This is a genomic window from Streptomyces sp. NPDC088116, from assembly GCF_044741745.1.
Classification (GTDB): Bacteria; Actinomycetota; Actinomycetes; order Streptomycetales; family Streptomycetaceae; genus Streptomyces.
Genome location: NZ_JBIUTF010000002.1, coordinates 777,133 through 800,644 on the forward strand (window position 1 = coordinate 777,133; position 23,512 = coordinate 800,644).

Below are 23,512 nucleotides of genomic sequence, written 5' to 3' on the forward strand. Positions count from 1 at the left end.
CGTCATCACGGGTGTCAGTGGTGTCAGTGGTGTCAGAGGCGACGCATCCGGTTGGCGAGACCGTGGCCGATGAACAGGTACACCACGGCGGCCAGGCCGTAGCCGCAGACGACACGGGCCCATGCCTCGTTGAAGGTGAACAGGTCGTAGGACCAGCCGGCGAGCCAGCGGGCCGCGCCCTGGACGAAGTCCACCAGGTCGTTGGCGCGGTTGGCGTCCAGCAGGTACATCAGGATCCAGAGGCCCAGGATGAAGGCCATGACGTCCGCGACGACGATGATGATCGCCGCCGCGGATCCGCTTGTACTGCGATGGCGTGAAGTCATGTCGAACGTGTTGCCGATTGTGTGCGCGTGAAACCCGGACGGTCCGGCCCGGGTGGGCGGTCGTGGGCGGGAGGGCGCGGGACAACGACAACGGCCTTCGCCGGAACGTGAGTTCCGGCGAAGGCCGTTGTCATGCTGTTTCCGGCGGTGCGAACCGGCCGTCAGCCGCGCTGGATCCCGGAGGCGTCCTGGAGGACACCCCGGCGCCCGTCCTGCGTCTGCGCCACCAGGGCGGCACCGCGCTGCTCGACCGCGAGGTACCAGGTGCCCGGCGCCAGTTCGGCGATCGGGGACGGCGAGCCGTCCTCACCGAACAGCGGACGGGCCACCGGCACCGCGAACCAGAACGGCGCGAAGTCGCCCGCGGGGGCGGCGGCGCCACCCGACGGCTGGGCCTGGCCACCTCCCGAGGGCTGGCCGCCCGGACCCGGCTGGGACTGGCCCGGCTGGCCGCCGAACGATCCGCCGGGCTGGCCCGCGCCGTACGGCTGGGGCTGACCCGCGCCGTACGGCTGCGGGTTGCCCGGGTAGCCGTACCCCTGGCCGGGCTGGCCGCCGTACGGCTGCGGGGCCGCCGGCTTCGGGGCGGGGATGAGCGAGCCCTTCAACTGCGGGACGAGCGGGGTGGCGACAGCGCCGCCCGCCAGGATCAGCGCGGCGATGAAGCCGAGGATCAGACCGCTGCCCGCGTTGACACCGTCGAGACCGATCAGCGACCAGAGCGCCGTCCAGGCCGCGAAGATCGCCAGCGCGACACCGAACTGCCCCAGGTCGAGACCCGCGACCTTGCGCGGCTGCGGCAACGCACGAGCGAGAACGATCAGCGCGGCGGCGATGACCCCGGCCAAGTGGATGCTCATCACGGTGCCCAGCGAGTCCCACGCGTTCGGGGCGCCGCTGGACCCGAAGGCGCTGGACTCGTACAGATTGAGGAACGAGGCGATGAACAGCAACACCGCTGCTCCGATCACCACGCCGTCGCCTCGAGTGAGGGAGCGGATGTTCACGTGAAAAGTCCTTCGTCAGTCGTCTCGTCGGGGCGGTCGTCGCGGCCGCCGGTACGGCGGTACGCGCTGCGAAAGCTCGGGGGCGGCTCCCTATCGTACGGATGAATGTATCGTCTGCCCGATCGGGGCGTCTTCCGGGTATCGGGCCCGGTATCCAGCCGTTACGCGAGCTCGGTGCAGCTCAGTTCAGCAGAAAACCGCTGATGCCGTCCGAGAGTCCCTGCGCCGCTTTCTGCCGCCATTTCGCGTCGGTGAGCAGGGCGGCGTCCTTCGAATCACGCATGTTGCCGGATTCGAGGAAGACCTTGGGCACCGTCGACAGATTCAGGCCGCCCAGATCGCTGCGTACGTCCAACCCGGTACCCTCGCCGAGGTAGTTGGCGGGTTTACTGCCGGTCGCCCGAGCGAATTCCGCGACGATCTCCTCGCCGAGTGTGCGCGAGGGGCCGACGATGGCCGCGGTGTCCGCTTCCCCGCCCTTGACCAGGGCGGGAAGGATGACATGGAAGCCGCGGTTGCCGGGCGCCGAGCCGTCCGCGTGGACGGAGACGACGGCGTCGGCTTTCGCCTTGTTGCCGATACGGGCGCGCTCATCCACGCACGGACCGAAGGGCCGGTCGTCGTCGTGGGTGAACGTGACTGTCGCGCCTTCCTTTTGGAGAAGTGTGCGCAGCCTGTGAGAGACGTCGAGGGTGAAAGTCGCCTCGGCATAACCGGACTTGGTGGAGGTGCCGGTGGTGTCGCATTCCTTGCTGGTTGTTCCGATGTCCACCGGCTCGTTGATCTCGGTGGGGTGGTCGCGGTTGCGGGGATTGTGGCCGGGGTCGATCACGATGACCTTTCCGGCGAGCGGGCCGGTTGGGTCGGTATCCCCGGAAGTGTTGTCGTCCTGTGTGCCCTGTGTGCCTTCTGTGTTGTTTGAGGTGGTGGATGAGGTCGGTGAGGCGGGATGCCCGGTGGGTGTGGGGGAGGCCTGGGAGGCGGCGCCGGCCGCCGCCGCGGCGTCCGGACCATCACCGCCGGGGCCGCTGATGCCCTGCCAGACGAACCACCCCGCCAACGCGGTCGGCACCAGTGCGGCGACCGCGACAGTGAGGTTGCTCCGGCCGAAGGGGCGGCGGACGGGCTGCTGGCTCTCGTCGTACGACACGACGCGATGGTAGTGCGAGCGGTCAGATTCCCGGTGCCAAGCGGCGCAGAACACGCAACGAGTCGGTCACCGGGGGGACGGAGAATCCGGTTGGTACGGGGGGCCCGGAGGCCGTCGCGGTTTCGGCGGTCGTCTCGGTGAAGGCACCGGACGCGAGGGCGCGGCGGTAGATCCGGTACGGCGCCTGGCCGCCGTCCGCCGGGTCGGGGAACACGTCGTGGATGACCAGCAGTCCGCCCTCGGCCAGCCGGGGGACCCAGCCCTCGTAGTCGCCGCCCGCGTGCTCGTCGGTATGGCCGCCGTCGATGAAGACCAGCCCGACCTGGCCGCCCCAGACCTGTGCCACCTGAGGTGAGCGGCCGACGACCGCGATCACATGGTCCTCCAGGCCGGAGTGGTGGAGCGTACGGCGGAAGGTGGGGAGGGTGTCCATCCGGCCGGTGTCGGGATCGACCAGGGTCGGGTCGTGGTACTCCCAGCCGGCCTGCTGCTCCTCGCTGCCGCGATGGTGGTCGACGGTGATGGCGACCGTACCGGCTTCGCGGGCGGCGGCGGCCAGCAGGAGGGTGGAGCGACCGCAGTAGGTGCCGACCTCCAGGAGCGGCAGACCGAGCGCGGAGGCGTGGACCGCCGCCGCGTACAGGGCGAGGCCCTCGTGGACGGGCATGAATCCCTTGGCGGCCTCGAAGGCGGCGAGGATCTCGGGTGCCGGTGCCGGTGCCGGTGCCGGTGCCTGTGCGTGCGTCGGCAGCGGTGCCTGGGGTTCGACTGCCTCGGGCTCGGTACCGGTGGGCATGCGCTCTCCGTAAGTTGTCGGGCGGCCCGCGAGGCCGGGGCGGCCCCATGGTGCCGCGCACCCCCGTCGACGCGGGCGCCGGGGGTGCACGGCATGAGGGCCGCGACCGGACAGGACCTACGGCGCGCAGGGCCTATGAGCGGACTGACCGGACGGCGTCCCGGTCCTCGTTGCGGGCTCGGCCCCCGAGGTGGTCCCGGTCCGGGCCCAGGCCCAGGACCAGATCGACATCGACCGGCAGACCGTCCCCGGCGTACTCCGCCGGGCGCGCGTGCGGTGTGTGTCCGGTGGCCGACCCCGCCAGTACGTACGGGCCACCGCTCGGCGGCAGCAGCGCGTAGCGGCCGTCCTCGTCGGCGGTGGTGAGGCCCGCCTGCCTGCCCCGCCGGTCGATCAGGGTGACGTTCGCGTGCGCCACCGGCGTACCGTCGGCGTCCAGCACCCGTCCCCGGAATCCGCCGGACCCCGCGACGAGTGTCCCCTGACGGTGCGGCTCAGGGTTCGCGTGCCGGTTCGGCCGCGGGACCGGCACGTCGCCGTCGGCCGGGGACTCCGCGTCGGCCGTCAGGGACTTCGCCGCCGCCGGGCGCTGCGACGGCAGGAACGCCGCCAGCACCAGACCGGCCATCACCGCACCCGTGGCGATGAGGAACGAGACACGGAAGCCGTGCATGGTCGGCACCGCCACCCCGCCCATCCGGACCGAGGTATGGGCCAGCACCATGCCGATCACCGCGCTCGACACCGACGTGCCGATGGAGCGCATCAGGGTGTTCAGGCCGTTGGCCGCGCCGGTCTCCGACGGGTCGACGGCACCGATGATCAGGGCGGGCAGCGAGGAGTACGCGAGACCGATGCCCGCGCCCACGACCACCGAGATGATGATGGTCTGCCAGGCCGCGTTCATCAGGCCGAGGCCGCCCCCGTACCCGATCGCGATGATCAGCATGCCGAGGATCAGCGAAGCCTTGGGGCCGTGCTTGGCGGAGATACGGGCGTAGACCGGCGCGGTGAACATCATCGTCAGGCCGAGGGGTGCCACGCACAGGCCCGCCACCACCATCGACTGCCCCAGGCCGTACCCGGTCGCGGCGGGCAGCTGGAGCAGCTGGGGGAGGACGAGCGAGATCGCGTAGAAGGCGACACCGACCATGATCGAGGCGAGGTTGGTGAGCAGCACCTCACGACGGGCGGTGGTCCGCAGATCGACCAGCGGCGCGGGGCTCCTCAGCTCCATGAAGCCCCACAGCAGGAGAATCGCGGTCCCCAGACCGAACAGTCCGAGGGTGGTGGACGAGCCCCAGCCCCAGTCGCTGCCCTTGGTGACCGGCAGCAGCAGCGAGACGAGCCCGGCAGACAGACCGATCGCGCCGAGCCAGTCGAACGTGCCGGTGGCCCGTAGCGAGGACTCGGGGACATACCGGAGGGTCAGCAGGATCGACAGGGTGCCGAGCCCGGCGGCGGCGAAGAACAGTACGTGCCAGTCCGCGTTCTGGGCGATCAGCGCGGCGACGGGGAGGGCGAGTCCGCCGCCCACGCCTATGGAGGAGCTCATCAGCGCCATCGCCGAACCGAGCTTCTCGCGCGGCAGTTCGTCGCGCATGATGCCGATGCCGAGGGGGATCGCGCCCATGGCGAAGCCCTGGAGCGCCCGACCGACGATCATGACGATGAGGTCGTCGGTGAACGCGCAGATCAGCGAGCCGAACACCATGACGGCGAGGCTGGCGAGCAGCATGCGCCGCTTGCCGAAGAGATCGCCGAGCCGCCCCATGATCGGCGTCGACACGGCACCGGCGAGCAGTGTCGCGGTCATCACCCAGGTGGCGTTGGCGGGGGCGGTGTCCAGGAGGGTGGGCAGGTCCTTGATGACGGGGACCAGCAGGGTCTGCATCACCGCGACGGTGATCCCCGCGAAGGCGAGGACGGGGACGACACCACCGGCGCGGCGGCCCTGTGGATCAGGGAGCGCTCCGGCGTGCTGGTCGGTCGTCGTCTGTGTCATACGTGTGGCCTCCGGCGGGGAGTGAGGGTCGGGAAGCTTGGCGGTGCGGGAGAACGAGCATGCGGGAATCAGATGTACGGGAAGTCAAGGGGAGCGGGCGGTACGGACCGAGGGTGACAGGAAGCGCGTTAGGTCAGGCAGGGCGGGAAGAGGGCGGTGGAAAGCGCGGGGAGGTGCGCGGGTGTGTGCGAACAGGGCGGACGGACGGGGCGGACAGGCGGACGCCGCCGCCGGTGGGCAGCGGCGATCGCCAAGTGGATGCAGTATGAAACATTTTTCGCGGGCGTGCTTATTCCGGCGGGCGCGAGGGGAATCCGGCCGACGCCGACGGGCACGCGGGGCTTCTGAAACACGGCCTGGGCCGGATCGCAGCCCGGTATCCTGATGTACGGACAGTGTGGCTGATGCGACCATGACAGCCATGGTCAGAGCTTCGTCGTCGCAAACCGATGCCGTCCACATACCCGCCCCCGCCGAGTCCCGCCGCACCTGGGCGGTGGTGCTCGCCGCCTGTGCAGGGCAGTTCCTCGTCGTTCTCGACGTATCCGTGGTGAATGTCGCACTGCCGTCGATGCGTGCGGACCTCGGACTCACCACCGTCGGTCTCCAGTGGGTTGTCAACGCCTACTCGATCGCCTTCGCCGGCTTCATGCTGCTCGGCGGGCGGGCGGCGGATCTCTTCGGACGCAAGCTGATGTTCCTGACCGGACTCGGTGTGTTCACCCTGGCCAGCGCGGCGGGCGGACTCGCCCAGGAGGGCTGGCAGTTGCTCGCCGCACGGGCCGTGCAAGGGCTCGGCGCGGCCGTGCTGGCGCCCGCCACCCTCACGATCCTGACGAGCGCCGTACCGGCGGGAGCCGCCAGGACCCGGGCGATCGGGACCTGGTCGGCGGTCGGCGCGGGCGGCGGCGCGGCCGGCGGTCTGGTCGGTGGTGTCCTCACCGATCTGCTGTCCTGGCGCTGGGTGCTGCTGATCAATGTGCCGATCGGTGTGCTGGTCCTGGCCTGTGCCGCGCTCTGGGTGACCGAGAGCCGTACGGCACGGGCGCGCCGCCTCGACCTGCCGGGGGCCGTGCTGGTCACGGTCGGGCTGGCGACGGTGGCGTACGGCGTCGTGCAGACCGACGAGCGGGGCTGGGGCGCGGCGGCGACACTGCTGCCCCTGCTCGGCGGACTGCTGCTGCTCGGCGGTTTCGTGGCGGTGGAGGCATCGACGAAGGCGCCGCTGATGCCGCTGGGGCTGTTCCGCGTACGGGCCGTGTCCGCGGCCAACGCGGCCCTGTTCGTCTGCGGCGCGGCGTCCTTCTGTACCTGGTTCTTTATGACGGTGTACTGCCAGAACGTGCTGGGGTACGACCCGTTGACCGCCGGTCTCGCGCTCGTCCCCAGTTCCCTGAGCGCGGTGCTCGGCTCGAAGCTGGCGCCCCGGCTGATGACCTGGATGGGCGCCCGCGACCTGGCCATCACCGGCGCGCTGCTGGCCGCGTGCGGCTTCGGCTGGCAGTCCCTGATGACCGCTGACGGAACGTATCTCTCGTCCGTCCTCGGTCCCGGCGTCCTGATGATGACCGGTATGGGCCTCGCCGCCACCCCGCTCGCCGCACTGGCCACGGCGGGTGCGGCCCCCGGCGACGCGGGCCTGGTCTCGGGCCTGATCAACACCTCCCGCACGATGGGCGGCGCGCTCGGGCTGGCGATCCTCTCCACGGTGGCCGCGTCCCGTACGGCGGGCGGAACGAGCCCGGAGGCCCTGACCGAGGGGTACGCGCTGGCCTTCAGGACCGGCGCGGGGGTGCTGCTGACGGCGGTGCTGCTGTTGCTGGTGTGGCTGCCGCGCCGCACGGAGTCGTAAGAACGTAAGAGACGGTCGCGTCAGTCTTTCTCCGGCGGCCTCCCCGGTTCGTGCCGCCGCTCGTACCGGGAACGAGCGGTGTCGTGGGCGCCGCGCAGAAGCCGCGCGACCGTGTCCGCCGTTCTCTCGCCGGGATTGACGACGCAGATCCAGCCGAGCGCGCCGTACACCGGGTGCGGCATCACGCTGTCGGCGGCCGCGTGGTCGCGAGGGCGGCTGAGGCCGCGCGGCTCTTCCCCGGTGAACTCCCGGAACGTCGCACGGTCGACGTGGATGTTCACCCGCCAGCGGCCCGGAGGATCAAGGTCGGAAGCGGTGTCGTCGGGGTAGTCCTTGGTGACGATCGTCCCGTAGGGCTGGACGTTCTGAGGCATCCGCCCGTCGGGGGCGTAGTAGAAGAACGCGTCCCCCCAGGCGAGTTCGGGAAAGCCGCCTCCCTGCTCCGGGACGAACACGAGCGCGCCGTCGAAGCCGCGCACCGTCGCGATGATCTGTTCCATACTCATGGTTCAAGCATCACCTTCAAGTGCTTATGTGGGGTTGGCCGATGGGGGAGCCGGAGAGCGGGGCGCGACGGGAACCGCTCCGAACTGTCGATGTCGCCCGGGAGTCGGGCTACTCGGTGCAACAGGTTCGCGACCTGGAGCGGCTGGGAGTCATTCCCCCGGCGGCTCGGTCGAGCAACGGTTACCGCTCCTACACGCCGGTACATGTACGGGCCCTTCGCGCCTACCGGGGACTCGCGAGTGCCGCCGGGCCCGTGGTGGCCAGGCGGATACTCGCGGAGCTGCGAACGCAGACGCTCGCGGAGGCGGCCTCGGCGGTCAACGCGGTACACGTCCGGCTCGCGCGGGAACGGGAGGAGGCTCTGCGCGCCCAAGAAGCGTTGCGCGCGATCCAGGCCGAAGCGAACACCGCCGAGTTCGAGCAGGAGCGCGACGCGATGACGATCACGGAACTCGCCGAGGCGCTCAACGTACGTCCCTCGACCCTGCGGTTCTGGGAGCAGGAAGGGCTTGTCGCCCCGGAGCGAGTGACGTCACTGCGAGCACGTCGCTACGGCCTTCCGGCGATCAGAGCGGCCAGAATCGTCGCGGCCCTGCGCGGCAGCGGCTACGGCGTTGTGGCGGTGCGCGAGATCATGGAATCCCTGCACCGGTTCGACGGCCTGGAAGAGGCGCGACGCATCCTGGGGCAACGTCTCGACCGGATCGCCGTACGGACCGTGGAACTCCTCCGGGCGGGCGCGGACTTGGCCGCCGTCGCCGCCACCTCCGCGACCACGCCCGGGGAGCCTGGGTAAAACCGCCACCGGGTCCCGGACAGGGACTGGCAACCGCCTTTCAACGCGCCCGGCGCAGGAAGTCGACGACCAGGTCTGTCGTCGCCTGCGGCTGCTCTTCCGTGATCCAGTGCCCGCAGTCCGGGATGATCGCCTCTTCGACGTCATCGGCGACACACCGCAGCACCTCGCCGATCGCGGGGCCGAATGCGGCTTCGCCACCGAAGCCCAGGACCGGCATCCGAAGCTTGCCCTGCGTGAGGAACGCCCTGTTGTCGGCCGCGTCCTGGCTGAACGCCAGGAACTGGGCAAAGCTCGCGCGCATCGCGCCGGGCTGCGCGTAGAGCGCCGCATAGTGCTGGCGCTTGGCTTCGTCGAACCGCTTCGGTTCCACGGAGAGTTCGTTCCAGAAACGGTCGAGATAGATGCGCTCACGGCCGGCGACCAGGCGCTCCATGTCGTGACCACCGAAGCCGAAGTGCCACATGCGCGGATCCCGTGCGATCTGATCCCAGGGCCCGATGCCGGGCAGCGGCGCGTCGATCGCCACCCATCGGCTCACGCGCTCGGGGTGGGTGGCGACAGCCGCGAAGCCGACCATGATGCCGATGTCGTGCGTCACCAACTCGATCGTGCGCACCCCCAGGGCGTCCAGGACGCCCCATACGTCCGCCGCCTGATTCTTCTTGTCGTAGCCGCCGTCAGGCTTCGAGGAGAGGCCCAGCCCACGCAGGTCGGGCACGACAACCGTGTGGTCTTCGATGAGTGCGCTCGCCAGATGACCCCACATGTCACCCGTCGTGCCGAAGCCGTGGAGCATGACGACCGCCGGACCATGCCCGCCGACGCGTACGTGGATCCTGGCGCCGTTGGTCTCGATCTCACGCGACTGCATACCGGCCGGGAAGGGGTGGACGCCGTCCTGATGTGTGTTGTCGTTCATGGCCTCAAACTAGCCGACCGGTCGACTAAAATCCACCATGCGTCGGCCGCCGATCCCGCGGGGCGGGCCGCCGGCCTCCGACCGGAAGGGCGGGGCTGAGGTCGCCGTGAGGCCGAAATCGCCCGGCGACTTGGCCGGTGAAATCCCATGCCTTGCTGAATTCTTGAGAATTTCCTGCACAGGGAATTAAACGATCTGGCGCAGATACGCCATTGTTCATACTGTGCCGCCCCCTCGTACGAGTGATAGTCGCCAACTCCTCTGGTCGATACGTCATTTGGCATGCCATAAAGGAGATGTGCGAATGGCGAGGCTCTTCTTCCCTTCTCGCCGTTCGCACTCTCCCAAGAAAAGAGGAAGTCATGCGTCAACTGCGTATCAAGGTCAAGGGGGTCGCGGTATTCGCCGCGCTCGCGGTCGCCGGCACCGGAGTTGTGGCGGCCACCTCGGCGTCGTCCGCCACCGGGGCCCGCGCCTCCGCCGGTGTCGAGCGTACGGTCGCCGAGGCCAAGGCGCCTGCGGCGGCCCGCTACACCGTTGCTGTCAAGAACAACGCCAGCGCTGCGAATATCCGTACAAGCACGGTCGAAGACTCACGCAACAACTTGTGGGGCACCGTTCTGAGGGGTACGAAATTCTACGTGGGGTGCTGGATCCCGAAGGGGGATGACGGGCAGGACTGGTTCCGGCTCTACTACAACGACGTGGAGGTCCGCTACGTCCTGAGCGAATGGGTCAACGAGGGGTCGCAGAAGATCCCGAAGTGCTAGACGATTCATCGCCCTTCGCGGCACCGGTACGAATACCGGTCAAGGAGCTGTGAGGGCTCCTTCGGCTGACTGGGATTCACCACCGCGTCTGGCGGTGCGGTGGTGAATTCCATGTGCGTCGGATCATCGGTGGGCGGTTCGGTGGTCCGGCGCTTCCATTCAGTTGTCCATCGATATCAAGTGGTTCTCCGATATCAAATGGTCCTCGCCGCCCTGCGGTACGAGACCACGGCGTACGAACCGAACACGAGCACCCAGCCCAGCAGCACCACGATCGTGGTGGCGCCGGGGGCCGTGCCGTGGGTGGTGGACCAGCCCAGGTCGGCGAAGCGGTTGGCGGGGGTGTACACGGCGAGCGAGCGCAGCCAGTCCGGGAACGCGTCGACCGGGAACCAGAGTCCGCCGATCACGGCCAGGCCCATCAGGCAGCCCGTGTTCACCACGCCGGTGGTCTGCGCGGAGAGCCGGTAGCCGTTGCCGATGCCGAGCAGGGTGAAGGGGAGCGCGCCCGCCCACAGCAGGGCGATCAGGGCGGCCCACTGCCAGAGGCCGAGCCGTACGCCGTTGATCAGCCCGCCCGCGACGAGGACGGCGAGCACCGCGGGCAGTACGGTCACCGAGCCCGCGATCGCCCGGCCCAGCACCACCTGCCGGTGCGGCATCGGGGTGATCCGCAACTGGCGCAGCCAGCCCAGGGACTTGTCCTCGGCGATACCGGTGCCGGTGCTCATGGCCGCGCCGAGCGCCCCGTACGCGGCCATGCCGACCATGGAGGCGGTCTTCCAACTGGCGTCGTCGGCCCCGGCCCCGGCCACGTTGGTGAAGAGCAGATACATCAGGACCGGCATGCCGGCGCCGAAGATGACGAAGCCGGGGTCGCGCAGCGTCCGGCGGACTTCGAGCTTGACGTACTTCAGCATCACACCGACTCCTTCGTGGACGCGGCGGCGGACGCACCCGTACCCGTACCTGTGCCCGTACCTGTGCCCGTGCCCGTGTTCGGCGCTGTGTTCGTGAGCTTCAAGAAGGCGTCTTCCAGGGTCGCCGGGGTCACTTCGAGCCCGCGTATCGCGCCGAGTCCGGCGAGGGCGACGACCGTGGCGTCGGAGTCGTCCGTACGGAGCAGGGCCCGGCCGCCGCGTACCTCGACCGAGCCGACACCCGGCAGCAGGCCGAACTCCTCGGTGGCGCGGCCCGCCAGGTCCACGGAGACGAGATGGCCGCCGGCCGCGCTCTTGATCAGCTCGCTGGTGCCGTCCGCGACGACCCGGCCGTGGTCGATGACGACGATCCGGTCGGCGTTGGTGTCGGCCTCCTCCAGGTAGTGCGTGGAGAAGAGCACGGTGTTGCCGCGCTCGGCGTAGGCACGCATGGACGTCCAGAAGGCGCGGCGGGCCTCCACATCGAGGGCGGCGGTGGGCTCGTCGAGGACGATCAGCTCCGGGCGGCCGGCCAGCGCGACCGCGAACCTGACCCGTTGCAACTGGCCACCGGAGAGTCTGTCGACGCGACGGTCCGCGAACTCGGTGAGTCCGGACAGTTCGAGCGCCTCGGCGACAGGCAGCGGGCGGGGGAAGGTGCTCGCGACGAACGCGATCAGTTCCCGTACGGTCACTCGCTTGATCGGCCGGGCGTCCTGGAGCATCGCCCCGACCTGCCCGGCCGTGACGGCCCGCGCGGGCGGCCCGCCGAAGAGCCGTACCGTCCCCGCGTCGGGCTCGTCCAGGCCGAGGAGCATGCCGATGGTGGTCGACTTGCCCGCGCCGTTGCGTCCGAGCAGCGCGACGGTCTCGCCGCGCGGGATGTCCAGGTCGACGCCGTCGACGGCCCGTACGGCGCCGAAGTTCTTGATCACACCGGTGAAGCTCACGGCGCTCGCCGCGTTCGCGGCGTTCACCGAGTCTGCTGTTCGCGTCATGCCCCCGACGCTACGGAGTGGGCCCGGCGCTGCGGAAGCCACGCATATACGAACTCGACCGGTACAAATGCCACTCATTCCCGCGCGGGACTTCCCGCGCGGGACGTAAGGGCTGGAATGCCGGGAGGCCGCTGCGGGCGTACCGCAACGGCCTCTCGACGTCCGGCCTCGGTATCAGGCCGCTTTGCTGTTTTCCGTTTGTCCCGGGCGGCGGTGGCGGCCATGCGCGGGAGTCGCTGAGTCCTCCGTCGGTGACGCACCCCCTCGGTGCTTTCCGAGACCGCCGATGCCGTCCTGGTCGGCGTCCGCTCCCTGCGGGCGCTCCTGGGTGGTGTCGGTTCGGGCTTCAGACATGTTGGGAAGTCACCCCGTCGTGATCGCTTACTTGTGTGACGCAGGGCCCCGGCCGCTTCCGTACCGCCCTCCAGCATGGCGGTACGCGTCCACATCACCGTCACCGACAAAGGCCCGGTCGGTACGGTGGCGCAGCCCCGGCGAAAGTCTAGCCAGGTGCTTCGCGGTCCGTGAGGGGTGCCTGCTGCAAGGGAACGGGCCTGCGCAGAAGAGGAGTCCGCGGGGCGGTGTACGGTTCCCGGCCCGGCGATTCCGGTTGTGCCGGTTCTGCGTACGGCCTCGGACGGGAGGGGTGATCCGGTGCGCGAGCGGGTCCAGGAGGCCGCGCTCGATCCGGTACGGCGCCGGGTCCGGGACATGGCTCCGGTACGGCGCCGGGTCCGGGGCACGGCTCCGGAGTCGCGCCCGCGACCGCTCCGGGGTGCGGCTCCGGTAGCGGCATGTCCACCGGGGCCATGAGGCGCGAGACTCCGCACGGCACCGCCCCCGTGGCGTACGGCAGTCGCAGCTCGCCCTCCCGGGTCCACAGCCCCGCCCCCGCCAGCCACCCCTCCGGCGCGGGCAGTTGATGCAGTTGCCGGCCCGCCGGCCGCCACACCCCCACCCAGCTGCCCGTCACCCCGCTGCCCGTCACCCCGTCGATCCGCAGCGCCACCGCGCAGCTCTCCGGCGTCAGTACCTGCCCCGGTTGCACGGCGAACGGCGTCACCGTGCGGTCCACCGGCCGCAGGCACTCGGGGAAGCGCACCGGCATCCGGCTCCCCAGAACTCCCCAGCCCAGCCGGTCGTGCCCCGGCGCGTCCGAGCGGATCAGCAGCAGTCCGCTGTCCGGATCGGCCAGCAGCAGCCGGTCGTTGCTCTCGTCGGTGATCTGGAGCAGCGGGGTCGCCTCGCCGTCCCGTTCCAGATCGATGGCGACGGCCTTCACCACGCCGTCGTGATCCTCACGGTCCAGGGCCAGTATCCGGCCCGTACGGTCGAGCCAGGCGCCGCCCGAGCAGCGGCCCCGCACCTCGGCGACCCGCTCAGGACCGAAGGTGCTGCCCGCCACCAGCCAGATCGTGGTGGAGTGCGCGCCGACCGAGAGCGCGTACGCGCGGCGGCCGTCCGGGGACGGTGGCAGGAGCGTCAGCTCCGCGTACTCGTCCTCGCAGCCGACCGCGCCCACGGGCAGTTGGCCCGTTCCCCGCCCGGCCGGGTAGAGGAGGGAGAAGTCGTGCCGGTCCGCCACCCGGCGCCGGATGAGCACCCGCCCGTCGGCCAGGGGCAGCACATCGGTGTCGGGCTCCTCGGGCTGGTCGAGGGGGAGGGGCACGGCGTACGGCTCGGGTCCGTCGAGGGTCCAGCGCTCCGGGAACCACGCGTCCGCGCCGGCGCCGCCGTGTCCATTCCCGTACACACCGCTGTCCCCGCCGCTGTCCCCGCCGCCGTATCCACCGCCGTATCCACCGCCGTATCCACCGCCGTATCCACCGCGGTGTCCACCGCTGTAAGCACCGGCGGTCGCGCCGTCCCGCTGCGATGCGCCGAGCGTCAGCCGCGCGGCGTAGGTCCCGTTCGCCGTGATCGCGAACTCCGCACGCCGGACCGCCTCGCGCACGGCTCCGGTCCCGCCCTCGGTAGCCGTCTCGGTAGCACAGGCCGTCATCGGTTGGTCACCTCCGGCGACGAAACTAGTTTTCGCACTTCCTGCCGAACAACACGTGCCTCGTCACTTCACACATAAGGGTGGCCGTCACGGCATTCACCTGAGAGCGCGGGGCGGGTGTGCTGCCCGACGGCGTTGGCTTAAGGTAAGGCCCACCTAAGTAACCTCACCGACCGCTGTCCTCCACCGCTACTGAGCACCGTCCTGCACCGCTGTTGTCCGCTCTGCACGCCTTGCTCGGCCTCGCTCACCGGGAGCACGAAGCATGCCCATATCCCTGTCGACATCCCTTGCCCGTACGGCAACACGTCGTGGCACGGCGGCCGTTGTCGCCCTCGCCGCCGCGTTCTCCCTCGCGGCCTGCGGCGGCTCCTCCGGCGGTGACTCCGCCTCCGGCGGTGACAGCGGTGGCAAGAAGGCCGCCGTGGCCACCGGCGGCAAGGACTTCGCCGACGCGGCCGAGAAGACGGCCGGGTACGGCACCGACGCCGAGCCCGGCCGGTTCCCGCGCACGATCACGCACGCCATGGGCACAACGGAGTTGAAGAAGCGCCCCGAGCGGATCGTCGTGCTCGATGTCGGCGAGTTCGACAACGCGGTGTCGCTCGGCATCAAGCCGGTCGGCTACGCACCGACCGAGGGTGCCGAGAGCATTCCGGCCTATCTGAAGAAGGGCGCGGGCAGCCCGAAGGACGTCGGCACGATCAACAACCTCAATCTCGAGGCGATCGCGGGCCTGAAGCCCGACCTCATCCTGGGCAGCCAGCTGCGCGCGGCCGACAAGTACAAGGAACTGTCGGCGATCGCTCCGACGGTCTTCTCGATCCGGCCGGGCTTCACCTGGAAGGAGAACTACCTCCTGAACGCCCAGGCGTTGGACCGTACCGCCGAGGCGAAGGCCGCGCTCGCCGCGTACGAGAAGAAGGTCGCCGGCCTCTCCGCCGACATCGGCCCGGACAAGCCGACCGTCTCGATGGTGCGCTACATGCCGGACCGGCTGCGGCTGTACGGGAAGGCGTCCTTCATCGGCACGATCCTCGACGACATCGGCCTGCCGCGCCCCAAGAACCAGCAGGTCGAGGATCTCGCCGTGGAGATCAGCCCGGAGAAGATCGACGACGCGGACGCCGACTGGATCTTCACCGGGGTGTACGGCGACCCGAAGAAGACCGAGCGGGACAGCGCGCGTTCCAACCCGCTGTGGAAGAACCTGACGGCGGTCGAGGACGGCCGGGCCAAGGACGTGCGGGACGAGACCTGGTACCTGGGTCTGGGCGTGACGGCGGCCGGCCTGGTGCTGGACGATCTCCGCGGCTACCTGGCCAAGTGACGGACGGGGTACGGAGCGTGGCGGGGCGCGAGACGGTTCCGGGAGGTACGGCCCGAGCGGGTACGGCCTTCGGAGAGCGGGGCGCGAGCGGGGTGCCGCCCGAGCGAGTACGGCCTCGGAGAGCGGGCCCCGAGCGGGTGCCGCCCGAGCGGGTACGGGACCGGCCCCGGGCGGGAAACGGTCCGCGGCGGCGACGTCGGCAGCGGTATCGCAAGCGGCATCAACAGCCGTGCCGGCAGCGCCGTCGGCGGCGGTACCGGCACGGGCGTCGGCAGTGGCCGAGAACCCGTCCGGGCCCTGGCCCGCCGGCCCGTCCGATCCCTGGCCGGACGGGTACACGGGCCAGGTAGCCTTTGCACTGTGTCTTCCGTGTCTTCCGTCCCCCCAGCGCCTCGTCCGGCCGCGCCCCGGCTGTCCGACGTACTCGCCGCACTCGACGCCCTCTGGCCCCCCGAGCGCGCAGAACAGTGGGATGCCGTCGGCACGGTCTGCGGTGATCCCGAAGCCCCGGTGACCCGAGTCCTGTTCGCCGTCGATCCCGTACAGGAGATCGCCGACGAGGCCCTACGGCTCGGCGCCGACCTGATCGTCACCCACCATCCGCTCTATCTGCGCGGTACGACGACGGTCGCCGCCTCCACCTTCAAGGGCCGTGTCGTACACACCCTCATCAAGAACGACATCGCGCTGCACGTCGCCCACACCAACGCCGACACCGCCGATCCCGGTGTCTCCGACGCCCTCGCGGGCGCGCTGGACCTGCGGATCGTGGGACCCCTCGTACCGGATCCCACCGACGCCGCCGGCCGGCGCGGCCTGGGCCGGATCTGCGAGCTGGACCGTCCCGCGACCCTCCGCGACTTCGCCGCGCGCGTCGCGCACCGGCTGCCCGCCACCGCGCAGGGCATCCGGATCGCCGGTGACCCGGACGCCCTCGTCCGTACGGTCGCGGTCAGCGGCGGCTCCGGCGACAGCCTCTTCGACCAGGTCAGGGCGGCGGGCGTGGACGTGTTCCTCACCGCCGATCTGCGCCACCACCCGGCCTCCGAGGCTGTCGCGCAGGCTGTTGCCCCGCCTGTCTCCCCGGCCGGTTCCGACCCCTCGGAGCCGCCGCGGCACTCACCGCTGGGACTGATCGACGCCGCGCACTGGGCCACCGAGTGGCCCTGGTGCGAACAGGCCGCCGCCCAGCTCGACGAGATTTCCGACCGCCATGGCTGGGACCTGCGGGTCCACGTCTCGAAGACGGTCACCGATCCCTGGTCCGCCCATCTCGCCCCCGCCACCTCAGGAGCCCCCAACTGAACGCCGCGCCCGCCGACCAGATCCGACTCCTCGACGTCCAGGCCCTCGACGTACGACTGTCGCAGCTCGCCCACAAGCGCAGCTCGCTGCCCGAGCACGCCGAGATCGAGTCGCTCACCAAGGACCTCGCCCAGCTGCGTTCCCTGCTGGTCGCCGCGTCGACCGAGGAGAGCGACACCGCCCGCGAGCAGACCAAGGCGGAGCAGGACGTCGACCAGGTGCGCCAGCGCGCCGTACGCGACCAGCAGCGGCTGGACTCCGGCACGGTCACCTCGCCCAAGGACCTGGAGAACCTCCAGCGCGAGATCGTCTCGCTCGCCAAGCGGCAGGGCGATCTGGAGGACGTGGTCCTCGAAGTCATGGAGCGCCGCGAGTCCGCGCAGGAGCGGGTCGCCGAACTGACGGAGCGTGTCTCCGCCGTCCAGTCCAAGGCCGACGACGCGGTCACGCGCCGCGACGCCGCCGTCGAGGAGCTCGACGGCGAGGCCGCGACGGTCACCAAGGAGCGCGAGGTCGTGGCCGGTTCCGTACCGGCCGATCTGCTCAAGCTGTACGAGAAGCTGCGCGTGCAGCAGGGCGGGGTGGGCGCGGCCCGGCTCTTCCGGCGGCGCTGCGAGGGCTGCCAGCTGGAGCTGAACATCACCGAGGTCAACGAGGTCAAGGCGGCCACCCCGGACACCGTGCTCCGGTGCGAGAACTGCCGTCGCATCCTGGTCCGCACCGCCGACTCGGGCCTGTAGCCGATGTCCATGCCGATGCCGTCGGGGGCCACGGCGCCGAAGTTCGTCATCGAGGCCGACGGCGGCTCCCGGGGCAACCCGGGGCCCGCCGGGTACGGCGCGGTCGTACTCGACCCGGCGACCGGCGAGACGCTGGCCGAGGCCGCCGAGTACATCGGGGTCGCCACGAACAACGTCGCCGAGTACAAGGGCCTGGTCGCCGGACTGAAGGCCGCGAAGGCCCTGGACCCGGCAGCCAGGGTCCATGTCCGGATGGACTCCAAGCTGGTCGTCGAGCAGATGTCGGGGCGCTGGAAGATCAAGCACCCGGACATGAAGCCGCTGGCCGCCGAGGCCGCTCGGGTCTTTCCCCCGGGGCAGGTGACGTACGAGTGGATCCCGCGCGAGAAGAACAAGCACGCGGACCGGCTGGCCAACGAGGCGATGGACGCGGGCAAGAAGGGCGGGCAGTGGGACCCGTCGGCGTCCACTGCGGCGCTGGACATGGGGGCGGCGCGGTCGGCTTCGGCCGCACGTTCAACGCCGCTGGGCGCGGAATCCGGTCCGCCCGGTGACGCCGTCGCGGGAGCGGCGCGCGCCCGAGCGGCGCTGGCGGGAGCGGGCAGTACGACATCCCGTACGGCCGGTGGGACCGCGGCCGCAGGGCGCGCCACACAGCCGGAACTGTCCGAGGCCACCGCACCGGCGGGCGGGACCTCCGAATCGGAGACCTCCGTCGGGTGGGGCGCCTCCGCCGATCTCGGCGCACCCGCCACGTTCATCCTGCTGCGCCACGGCGAGACCGCCCTCACCCCGTCGAAACGTTTCTCGGGCAGTGGTGGCACCGACCCGGAACTGTCGGCGGTCGGCCGCCGGCAGGCCGAGGACGCCGCCGCCGCGATGGCCGCGCGCGGCACCGTCCAGGAGATCGTCTCCTCACCGCTCAGGCGCTGCCGCGAGACGGCGGCGGCCGTCGCGTCGAGGCTCGGCCTGGACGTCACCATCGAGGAGGGCCTGCGCGAGACGGACTTCGGCGCCTGGGAGGGGATGTCCTTCGGCGAGGTGAAGGAGCGCTACCCCGACGATCTGGACGCCTGGCTCGCCTCACCCTCCGTCGCACCCACCGGCGGTGGTGAGAGCTTCGCGACGGTCGGACTCCGCGTGGCGGCAGCCCGCGACCGGCTGCTGGACCGGTACCAGGGCAGGACCGTGCTGCTGGTCACGCACGTCACCCCGGTGAAGATCCTGGTCCAACTGGCCCTGGGCGCACCTCCGGAGTCCCTGTTCCGGATGGAACTGTCAGCGGCCTCGACCTCGGTCGTGGCCTACTACGCGGACGGGAACGCCTCGGTGCGGCTCCTGAACGACACCTCGTACCTGCGCTGACACCTGACAGTTGGGCTGAGGGCTGAGGGCTGAGGACTGAGGGGCTGAGAGCAAGGTGAAAGGCGCCGCGAAGTGCCGTTCCCCTAAGGCGTGTTGCGCAGGGTCGATGCCTCGCGGGCCAGGGTCTCGACCCTGGCCCAGTCCTTCGCTGCCAGCGCGTCCGCCGGGACCATCCACGTACCGCCGACGCAGCCCACGTTGGGCAGCGACAGATACGACGGGGCCGACGCCGCCGTGATCCCGCCGGTGGGGCAGAAGCGGGCCCGGGGGAGCGGGCCGGCGAGAGACTTCAGATAGGCCGTGCCGCCCGCCGCCTGTGCCGGGAAGAACTTCATCTCCGTCACCCCGCGCTCCAGCAGTGCCACGACCTCCGAGGTGGTCGACACTCCGGGCAGGAACGGTACGCCCGGCTCCCGCATCGAGTTCACCAGCGCGTCCGTCCACCCCGGGCTCACCAGGAAGCGCGCGCCCGCCGTCACCGACTCGCCCACGGCGCCGGCCGTGAGCACCGTACCGGCGCCGACCACCGCGTCCGGCACGTCCGCGGCGATCGCCCGGATCGCGTCCAGCGCGGCCGGTGTCCGCAGCGTCACCTCGATCGCGGGCAGCCCCCCCGCCACCAGGGCACGGGCGAGCGGTACGGCGTCGGCGGCATCGTCGAGGACGACGACCGGGATGACGGGGGCGAGGTCAAGGACGGAGGTCATGACCGACATCCTGCCGGGTGCTGGTCATCCTGCGCAATGGCCGTTGCGCAGGATGCAACGCGCAGGGGTGTGTGGTCACGGCGCACCACACGGCGCGCACCACAGGGCGGACCTCAGTGGCCCCGGCGGACCTCACTGGACCCTCGCGGACCTCAGTGGATCTCCGTGACCACCACGTCCAGCGCCCACGTCCGGCCCGCCTTCGCCGGAGCCGTCGCCTCGACCACGTACCCGAGATCCCGCAGCGCCTCCACCAGCTCCGCCGGTCCCTTCGGCCGCACACCCGTCGTCAGCAGGTCCCGTACGAGCCGGCCCTTCGTCGCCTTGTTGAAGTGGCTGACCACCGACCGCTTCTCCACACCCGTCACGGGGTCGGTCTGCGCGTGCAACACCCGTACTGTCGCGGTACGTTCCGCCAGTTCGCCCTTCGGCTTCCACGCGGTCGTGTACGCGGACGAGCGCAGATCCAGCACCGTCCCGTCGCCCGCCGCCTCCGGCAGTACGGAGGCCATCGGCGCGCGCCAGTACGCGCCGAGCCCGCCGAGCCCCGGCAGTCTGACCCCCATCGAGCAGCGGTACGACGGGATGCGGTCGCCCACCCGTACAGCGCCCCACAGCCCGGAGAAGACCAGCAGCGAAGCCGCCGCCCGCCGTCGCGCGGCGGCGTCCAGCGAGGCCAGGTCCAGCGCGTCGTACAGCACGCCGGTGTAGATCTGCCCGGCCGGGCGCGTGCCGGCCGTCCGCAGCTCCACGTTCTTCGCGATCTCGCCGCGCAGCCCCTCGCTCAGGCCGAGCACCTCGCGCGCCTTCTCCTCGTCGGCGGCGCACAGCTCCACGAGCTCGTCCAGCACGGCGGTCCGCGCCTCGGTCAGACCCGGCAGGGAGAGGGACTCCGGCTTCAGCGGGGCGCCCCGCCCGGAAGCGGCCTTGCCTTCCGACGGCGGCAACAGCACGAGCACGGTGGTTCTCCTCGTATGGTCCAAGAGCTGTGATCTCTCCGGGGCCGGACGTCAGGCCCCGCGCCAGGGTACGGGGCGTGGCCGCGCGCCCGGGTACGGATCACGCCAGGGCTACGGGCCCCGGCACCGCTGTCCCCGCCAACAGGCAGCCGGCCAGGCAGAGTTCGGCGGCGACGACCGCACGGGCCGCCTCTGTCGTCCGGGTCATCCCGGCCCCCTCTCCAGCAGTGCGCGCATGACGTGCCGTACGACTTCGGCCTGCGCCGGGGGGGATTCGGCGAGGACGGCCTCCCCGAATCCCGCGTCGGCCGGTTGCCCGTCCGTCGGTATCGAGGCCAGGACCGCGTCCGGCAGGGCGGCCATCAGGTCCTCGGCGAGGGGGACGACACGGGGATCACCGGCGGTGGCGTCGGCGAGTTCGTCCAGCCGCCGGTAGAGGTCGAGCATCCCCGGATCCTGGGCCAGCGGACGCAGCGCTTCGTAGAAACGCCCACGGAAGTCGCCGTCGCCGGACGCCGTGTCGAGCAGCGTCAGCAGCTCACGGTCCTTGGCGGCCGAGGGGGAGCCGGTGGTGGGCAGGCCGCTCAACAGCCGTGCCAGCGCGGGCGATACGGGACCCTCGGCGGACGGCGGGTTCTCCATCAGCTCCGCGAGCCTGCGGCGCCGGGCCCGGATCTCGGCCTCCTGCCGTGCCAGGTCGGCGTCCAGCTCGCCGAGCACCTCGGTGAGCTCGCTCCCGGCGTCATCGGCGAGCACGTCCTGCACCTCGTCCAGTCCGAGGCCGAGTTCGGTCAGCCGCCTGATCCGGGCGAGCAGGACGGCGTCCCGTACCGCGTAGTCGCGGTAACCGTTGGTCCGCCGTGCGGGCTCGGGCAACAGGCCCAGGTGGTGGTAGTGGCGCACCGTACGCGAGGTGACCCCGACGAGTGCGGCTATCTCTCCGATACGCATGGCACCAGTAGAGACGTTGACGTTGCGGCAGGGTCAAGAGCCACCGGTCCGCGTCGGCGCCGGGCGGCCGGGCCGGGCGGCCGGGCCGGGCGGCCGGGCCGGGCGGCCGGGTCCGGCCGCCGATGCCATCCGGTCCTTCCCCGGCGGGTAACATGACCGGCACGGCAGACGAGCCGGGCGGACGGCCGCGTCAAGATCATCGATCTTGCCGAGGAACGTCCGGGCTCCACACGGCAGGGTGGTGGGTAACGCCCACCCGGGGTGACCCGCGGGACAGTGCCACAGAAAACAGACCGCCGGGGATTTCGGTCCCCGGTAAGGGTGAAACGGTGGTGTAAGAGACCACCAGCGTCCAGGGTGACCTGGACGGCTAGGTAAACCCCACCCGGAGCAAGGTCAAGAGGGGCCATCGGCTGATGGCCCTGCGCGGACGACCGAGGGCTGCCCGCCCGAGTCCGCGGGTAGACCGCACGAGACCGGCGGCAACGCCGGTCCTAGATGGATGGCCGTCTCCCCGGCCGCCGCGAGGCGACCGGGCGACAGAACCCGGCGTACAGCCCGACTCGTCTGCCGCCACCTGCGGCTTTCCTTCGAAGGGGCCTCCGACCTGTGTCGGAGGCCCCTTCTGGTTTCTTCCCGGCGGTAACGCGGCTCTCTGCCGAGGCCGGGCGTGAGAGCTAATCGGATAGATCTATCCGTTTACTGTTACGCTGGAACCGTCCGCCTCCCCCCCCATGACGTCGAGAGGGTTCCTATGTCCCGCAAAATATGGCTTCCGCTGGGAGCGGTGGTCCTCGTGGTGAACGCGGTGCAATGGGTGGTCGCCGAAGCGATCACCGCCGCGGCCTGGACCGATCCGCCGTACAGCTACGCCCGGAACTTCATCAGCGACCTCGGTGTCCCCAGCTGCGGCGTCCAGATGCAGGGCCGCGAACTCTGTTCCCCGGACCATGTGTTGATGAGTACGTCGTTCATGCTCGAAGGGATCCTGTTCGCGATCGGTGTGCTGCTGCTGTCGGCCCGGCTGGTCGAAGGCCGTGCGCGTCGTGTGTTCATCGCCCTCGCGGTCGCGCACGGCACAGGGATGGTGCTGGTCGGCCTGTTCCACGGCTCCCCGGACGGCCCGAGCTACGGGCTTGCCGTCCACTTCGCCGGAGCCGGAGTCGGCATCCTGTGCGCGAATACGCTGGCGATCCTGGCGGGGGCACTGCGCGGACTCGGTCTTCCCTCGGCATACCGCGTCTTCAGTGTCACGGTGGGCGTCCTGGGCCTGGTGAGCGTGGCGCTCGTGGGCGTCTCGGCCGGCACGGCCGGGGCGTTCGAGCGTGGCAGTGTCTACTCCTGGCTGCTGTGGAGCGTGGTGACGGGAGTCCTGCTCCTGGTCAGGTACTCGCGCCGCGCGTCCATGAGGGAGAATGTCCCGGCGTGACCCGGGATACGCAACGCCCGCTGCGCGCGGACGCCGAACGAAACCGACGGCTGATCATGGATACGGCCGACCGCATGTTCGCGCGGCGCGGAGCCGCCGTCACCCTCAACGAGATCGCACGCGAGGCAGGCGTCGGCGTCGCCACGGTCTACCGGCGCTTCCCCGACCTACAGGCGCTGATCGACGCCTTGTTCACCGAACGGTTCACCACGTTCCTCCAGCTCGCGGCAGAGGCCGAGCAGCAGGCGAGCCCGGGACAGGCACTGCGCCACTACCTGCTCGCGGCGGCCCGGTGGCGGGCCCGGGACCGGGCACTCGAAGTCATCCTCGCCCACGCGAGCGTCGACGCGAGGCCCATCGCCCGGATGCGTGACGACCTCGGCCGTCACGTGGACGGCCTGGTGGCGGGCGCGGTGGCCGCGGGCACCGTCCGTGCGGACTTCGCAGGCTCCGACGTGTACGCCTTCCTGTACATGATCGGCGCGGTCGCGGACCGTACCGAGGACATCGCGCCCGAGGCCTGGCGACGCTACGCCGAGGTTCTGCTGATGGGCTTCGGTCTGGAGCAGGGCCCGGCGGAGCACACGTCCGCGATGACCGACGGTCAGATTCTCCTGACCTGGCCCAAGCCCTCCGCGCAGCCGCCGGGTGACGCGGGGCAGGGGTAGAGGCACC

At 70.7% G+C, this 23,512-nt stretch carries 22 protein-coding genes and 1 other RNA gene; 10 read left to right on the forward strand and 13 right to left on the reverse strand.

Going from position 1 to position 23,512, the window contains the following annotated elements; genetic code table 11:
• Positions 1 to 32: 32 nt before the first annotated feature.
• The 5 genes from ACIOJD_RS09705 to ACIOJD_RS09725 form a co-directional block, all read right to left on the reverse strand.
• Entirely contained in the window at positions 33 to 326 is a 294-nt protein-coding gene (locus ACIOJD_RS09705) for a hypothetical protein (protein WP_401910359.1), read from the reverse strand.
• 161 nt (positions 327 to 487) lie between these two features.
• Positions 488 to 1,333 carry a hypothetical protein gene (locus ACIOJD_RS09710; RefSeq protein ID WP_401910362.1) on the reverse strand — a complete coding sequence of 282 codons (846 nt, stop codon included), beginning with the start codon at positions 1,331 to 1,333 and terminating at the stop codon, positions 488 to 490.
• 181 nt (positions 1,334 to 1,514) lie between these two features.
• The gene (locus tag ACIOJD_RS09715) at positions 1,515 to 2,483 is read right to left on the reverse strand and encodes an N-acetylmuramoyl-L-alanine amidase (protein ID WP_401910364.1); all 969 of its coding nucleotides are present in this window, start codon (positions 2,481 to 2,483) and stop codon (positions 1,515 to 1,517) included.
• Positions 2,484 to 2,505: 22 nt separating this feature from the next.
• Positions 2,506 to 3,150, reverse strand: coding sequence for a class I SAM-dependent methyltransferase (locus ACIOJD_RS09720; protein WP_401911686.1), 645 nt, complete (start codon positions 3,148 to 3,150; stop codon positions 2,506 to 2,508).
• A gap of 262 nt (positions 3,151 to 3,412) precedes the next feature.
• Entirely contained in the window at positions 3,413 to 5,284 is a 1,872-nt protein-coding gene (locus ACIOJD_RS09725) for an MFS transporter (RefSeq protein WP_401910365.1), read from the reverse strand.
• A 412-nt stretch (positions 5,285 to 5,696) separates the two neighbouring features.
• Here ACIOJD_RS09725 and ACIOJD_RS09730 point away from each other — a divergent pair, with 412 nt between their 5' ends.
• Positions 5,697 to 7,136: an MFS transporter gene (locus ACIOJD_RS09730; protein WP_401910367.1), complete on the forward strand. Its 1,440-nt coding sequence runs from the start codon at positions 5,697 to 5,699 to the stop codon at positions 7,134 to 7,136.
• Positions 7,137 to 7,156: 20 nt separating this feature from the next.
• Here ACIOJD_RS09730 and ACIOJD_RS09735 read toward each other — a convergent pair whose 3' ends face one another.
• A complete protein-coding gene (locus ACIOJD_RS09735) occupies positions 7,157 to 7,636 on the reverse strand; it encodes a DUF6194 family protein (RefSeq protein ID WP_401911687.1) in 480 nt (159 codons plus the stop codon).
• A 47-nt stretch (positions 7,637 to 7,683) separates the two neighbouring features.
• Here ACIOJD_RS09735 and ACIOJD_RS09740 point away from each other — a divergent pair, with 47 nt between their 5' ends.
• Entirely contained in the window at positions 7,684 to 8,439 is a 756-nt protein-coding gene (locus ACIOJD_RS09740; RefSeq protein WP_401910369.1) for a MerR family transcriptional regulator, read from the forward strand.
• Between the two features lie 40 nt (positions 8,440 to 8,479).
• On the opposite strand, the gene ACIOJD_RS09745 is transcribed toward ACIOJD_RS09740, so the two are convergent.
• Positions 8,480 to 9,361 (reverse strand): alpha/beta fold hydrolase, encoded by an 882-nt coding sequence (locus tag ACIOJD_RS09745; RefSeq protein WP_401910371.1) that lies wholly within the window; start codon positions 9,359 to 9,361, stop codon positions 8,480 to 8,482.
• 362 nt (positions 9,362 to 9,723) lie between these two features.
• Here ACIOJD_RS09745 and ACIOJD_RS09750 point away from each other — a divergent pair, with 362 nt between their 5' ends.
• On the forward strand, positions 9,724 to 10,131 hold the full coding sequence (locus ACIOJD_RS09750) for a hypothetical protein (protein ID WP_401910373.1): 408 nt from the start codon (positions 9,724 to 9,726) through the stop codon (positions 10,129 to 10,131).
• A 194-nt stretch (positions 10,132 to 10,325) separates the two neighbouring features.
• On the opposite strand, the gene ACIOJD_RS09755 is transcribed toward ACIOJD_RS09750, so the two are convergent.
• The 3 genes from ACIOJD_RS09755 to ACIOJD_RS09765 all read right to left on the reverse strand — a co-directional run bounded on the left by ACIOJD_RS09755 (position 10,326) and on the right by ACIOJD_RS09765 (position 14,051).
• Entirely contained in the window at positions 10,326 to 11,051 is a 726-nt protein-coding gene (locus ACIOJD_RS09755) for an ABC transporter permease (RefSeq protein WP_401910376.1), read from the reverse strand.
• Entirely contained in the window at positions 11,051 to 12,049 is a 999-nt protein-coding gene (locus ACIOJD_RS09760) for an ATP-binding cassette domain-containing protein (protein ID WP_401910378.1), read from the reverse strand. Before ACIOJD_RS09760 ends, ACIOJD_RS09755 begins: the two co-directional genes overlap by 1 nt.
• Positions 12,050 to 12,551: 502 nt before the next feature.
• Entirely contained in the window at positions 12,552 to 14,051 is a 1,500-nt protein-coding gene (locus tag ACIOJD_RS09765) for a hypothetical protein (RefSeq protein ID WP_401910381.1), read from the reverse strand.
• Between the two features lie 265 nt (positions 14,052 to 14,316).
• Here ACIOJD_RS09765 and ACIOJD_RS09770 point away from each other — a divergent pair, with 265 nt between their 5' ends.
• From ACIOJD_RS09770 to ACIOJD_RS09785, 4 genes are all read left to right on the forward strand, one after another.
• Complete coding sequence (locus ACIOJD_RS09770) at positions 14,317 to 15,381, forward strand: ABC transporter substrate-binding protein (protein ID WP_401910384.1); 1,065 nt, start codon at positions 14,317 to 14,319, stop codon at positions 15,379 to 15,381.
• A 360-nt stretch (positions 15,382 to 15,741) separates the two neighbouring features.
• A complete protein-coding gene (locus tag ACIOJD_RS09775) occupies positions 15,742 to 16,686 on the forward strand; it encodes a Nif3-like dinuclear metal center hexameric protein (protein ID WP_401910387.1) in 945 nt (314 codons plus the stop codon).
• The gene (locus ACIOJD_RS09780) at positions 16,683 to 17,426 is read left to right on the forward strand and encodes a zinc ribbon domain-containing protein (RefSeq protein WP_401911689.1); all 744 of its coding nucleotides are present in this window, start codon (positions 16,683 to 16,685) and stop codon (positions 17,424 to 17,426) included. Before ACIOJD_RS09775 ends, ACIOJD_RS09780 begins: the two co-directional genes overlap by 4 nt.
• A gap of 9 nt (positions 17,427 to 17,435) precedes the next feature.
• The gene (locus ACIOJD_RS09785) at positions 17,436 to 18,791 is read left to right on the forward strand and encodes a bifunctional RNase H/acid phosphatase (protein WP_401910390.1); all 1,356 of its coding nucleotides are present in this window, start codon (positions 17,436 to 17,438) and stop codon (positions 18,789 to 18,791) included.
• Between the two features lie 83 nt (positions 18,792 to 18,874).
• Here ACIOJD_RS09785 and eda read toward each other — a convergent pair whose 3' ends face one another.
• From eda to ACIOJD_RS09800, 3 genes are all read right to left on the reverse strand, one after another.
• Positions 18,875 to 19,498, reverse strand: a complete 624-nt coding sequence (gene eda, locus ACIOJD_RS09790) for a bifunctional 4-hydroxy-2-oxoglutarate aldolase/2-dehydro-3-deoxy-phosphogluconate aldolase (RefSeq protein WP_401910393.1) — start codon at positions 19,496 to 19,498, stop codon at positions 18,875 to 18,877.
• A 152-nt stretch (positions 19,499 to 19,650) separates the two neighbouring features.
• Positions 19,651 to 20,457: a peroxide stress protein YaaA gene (gene yaaA / locus ACIOJD_RS09795; protein WP_401910396.1), complete on the reverse strand. Its 807-nt coding sequence runs from the start codon at positions 20,455 to 20,457 to the stop codon at positions 19,651 to 19,653.
• A 204-nt stretch (positions 20,458 to 20,661) separates the two neighbouring features.
• On the reverse strand, positions 20,662 to 21,408 hold the full coding sequence (locus tag ACIOJD_RS09800; protein WP_401910398.1) for a MerR family transcriptional regulator: 747 nt from the start codon (positions 21,406 to 21,408) through the stop codon (positions 20,662 to 20,664).
• A gap of 169 nt (positions 21,409 to 21,577) precedes the next feature.
• Between ACIOJD_RS09800 and rnpB the strand changes: the two genes are divergently transcribed.
• From rnpB to ACIOJD_RS09815, 3 genes are all read left to right on the forward strand, one after another.
• Positions 21,578 to 21,978, forward strand: an RNA gene (gene rnpB / locus ACIOJD_RS09805) — RNase P RNA component class A.
• Between the two features lie 184 nt (positions 21,979 to 22,162).
• Entirely contained in the window at positions 22,163 to 22,837 is a 675-nt protein-coding gene (locus ACIOJD_RS09810; RefSeq protein WP_401910399.1) for a DUF998 domain-containing protein, read from the forward strand.
• Positions 22,834 to 23,505: a TetR/AcrR family transcriptional regulator gene (locus tag ACIOJD_RS09815; protein ID WP_401910402.1), complete on the forward strand. Its 672-nt coding sequence runs from the start codon at positions 22,834 to 22,836 to the stop codon at positions 23,503 to 23,505. Before ACIOJD_RS09810 ends, ACIOJD_RS09815 begins: the two co-directional genes overlap by 4 nt.
• The last annotated feature ends 7 nt before the right edge of the window (positions 23,506 to 23,512 follow it).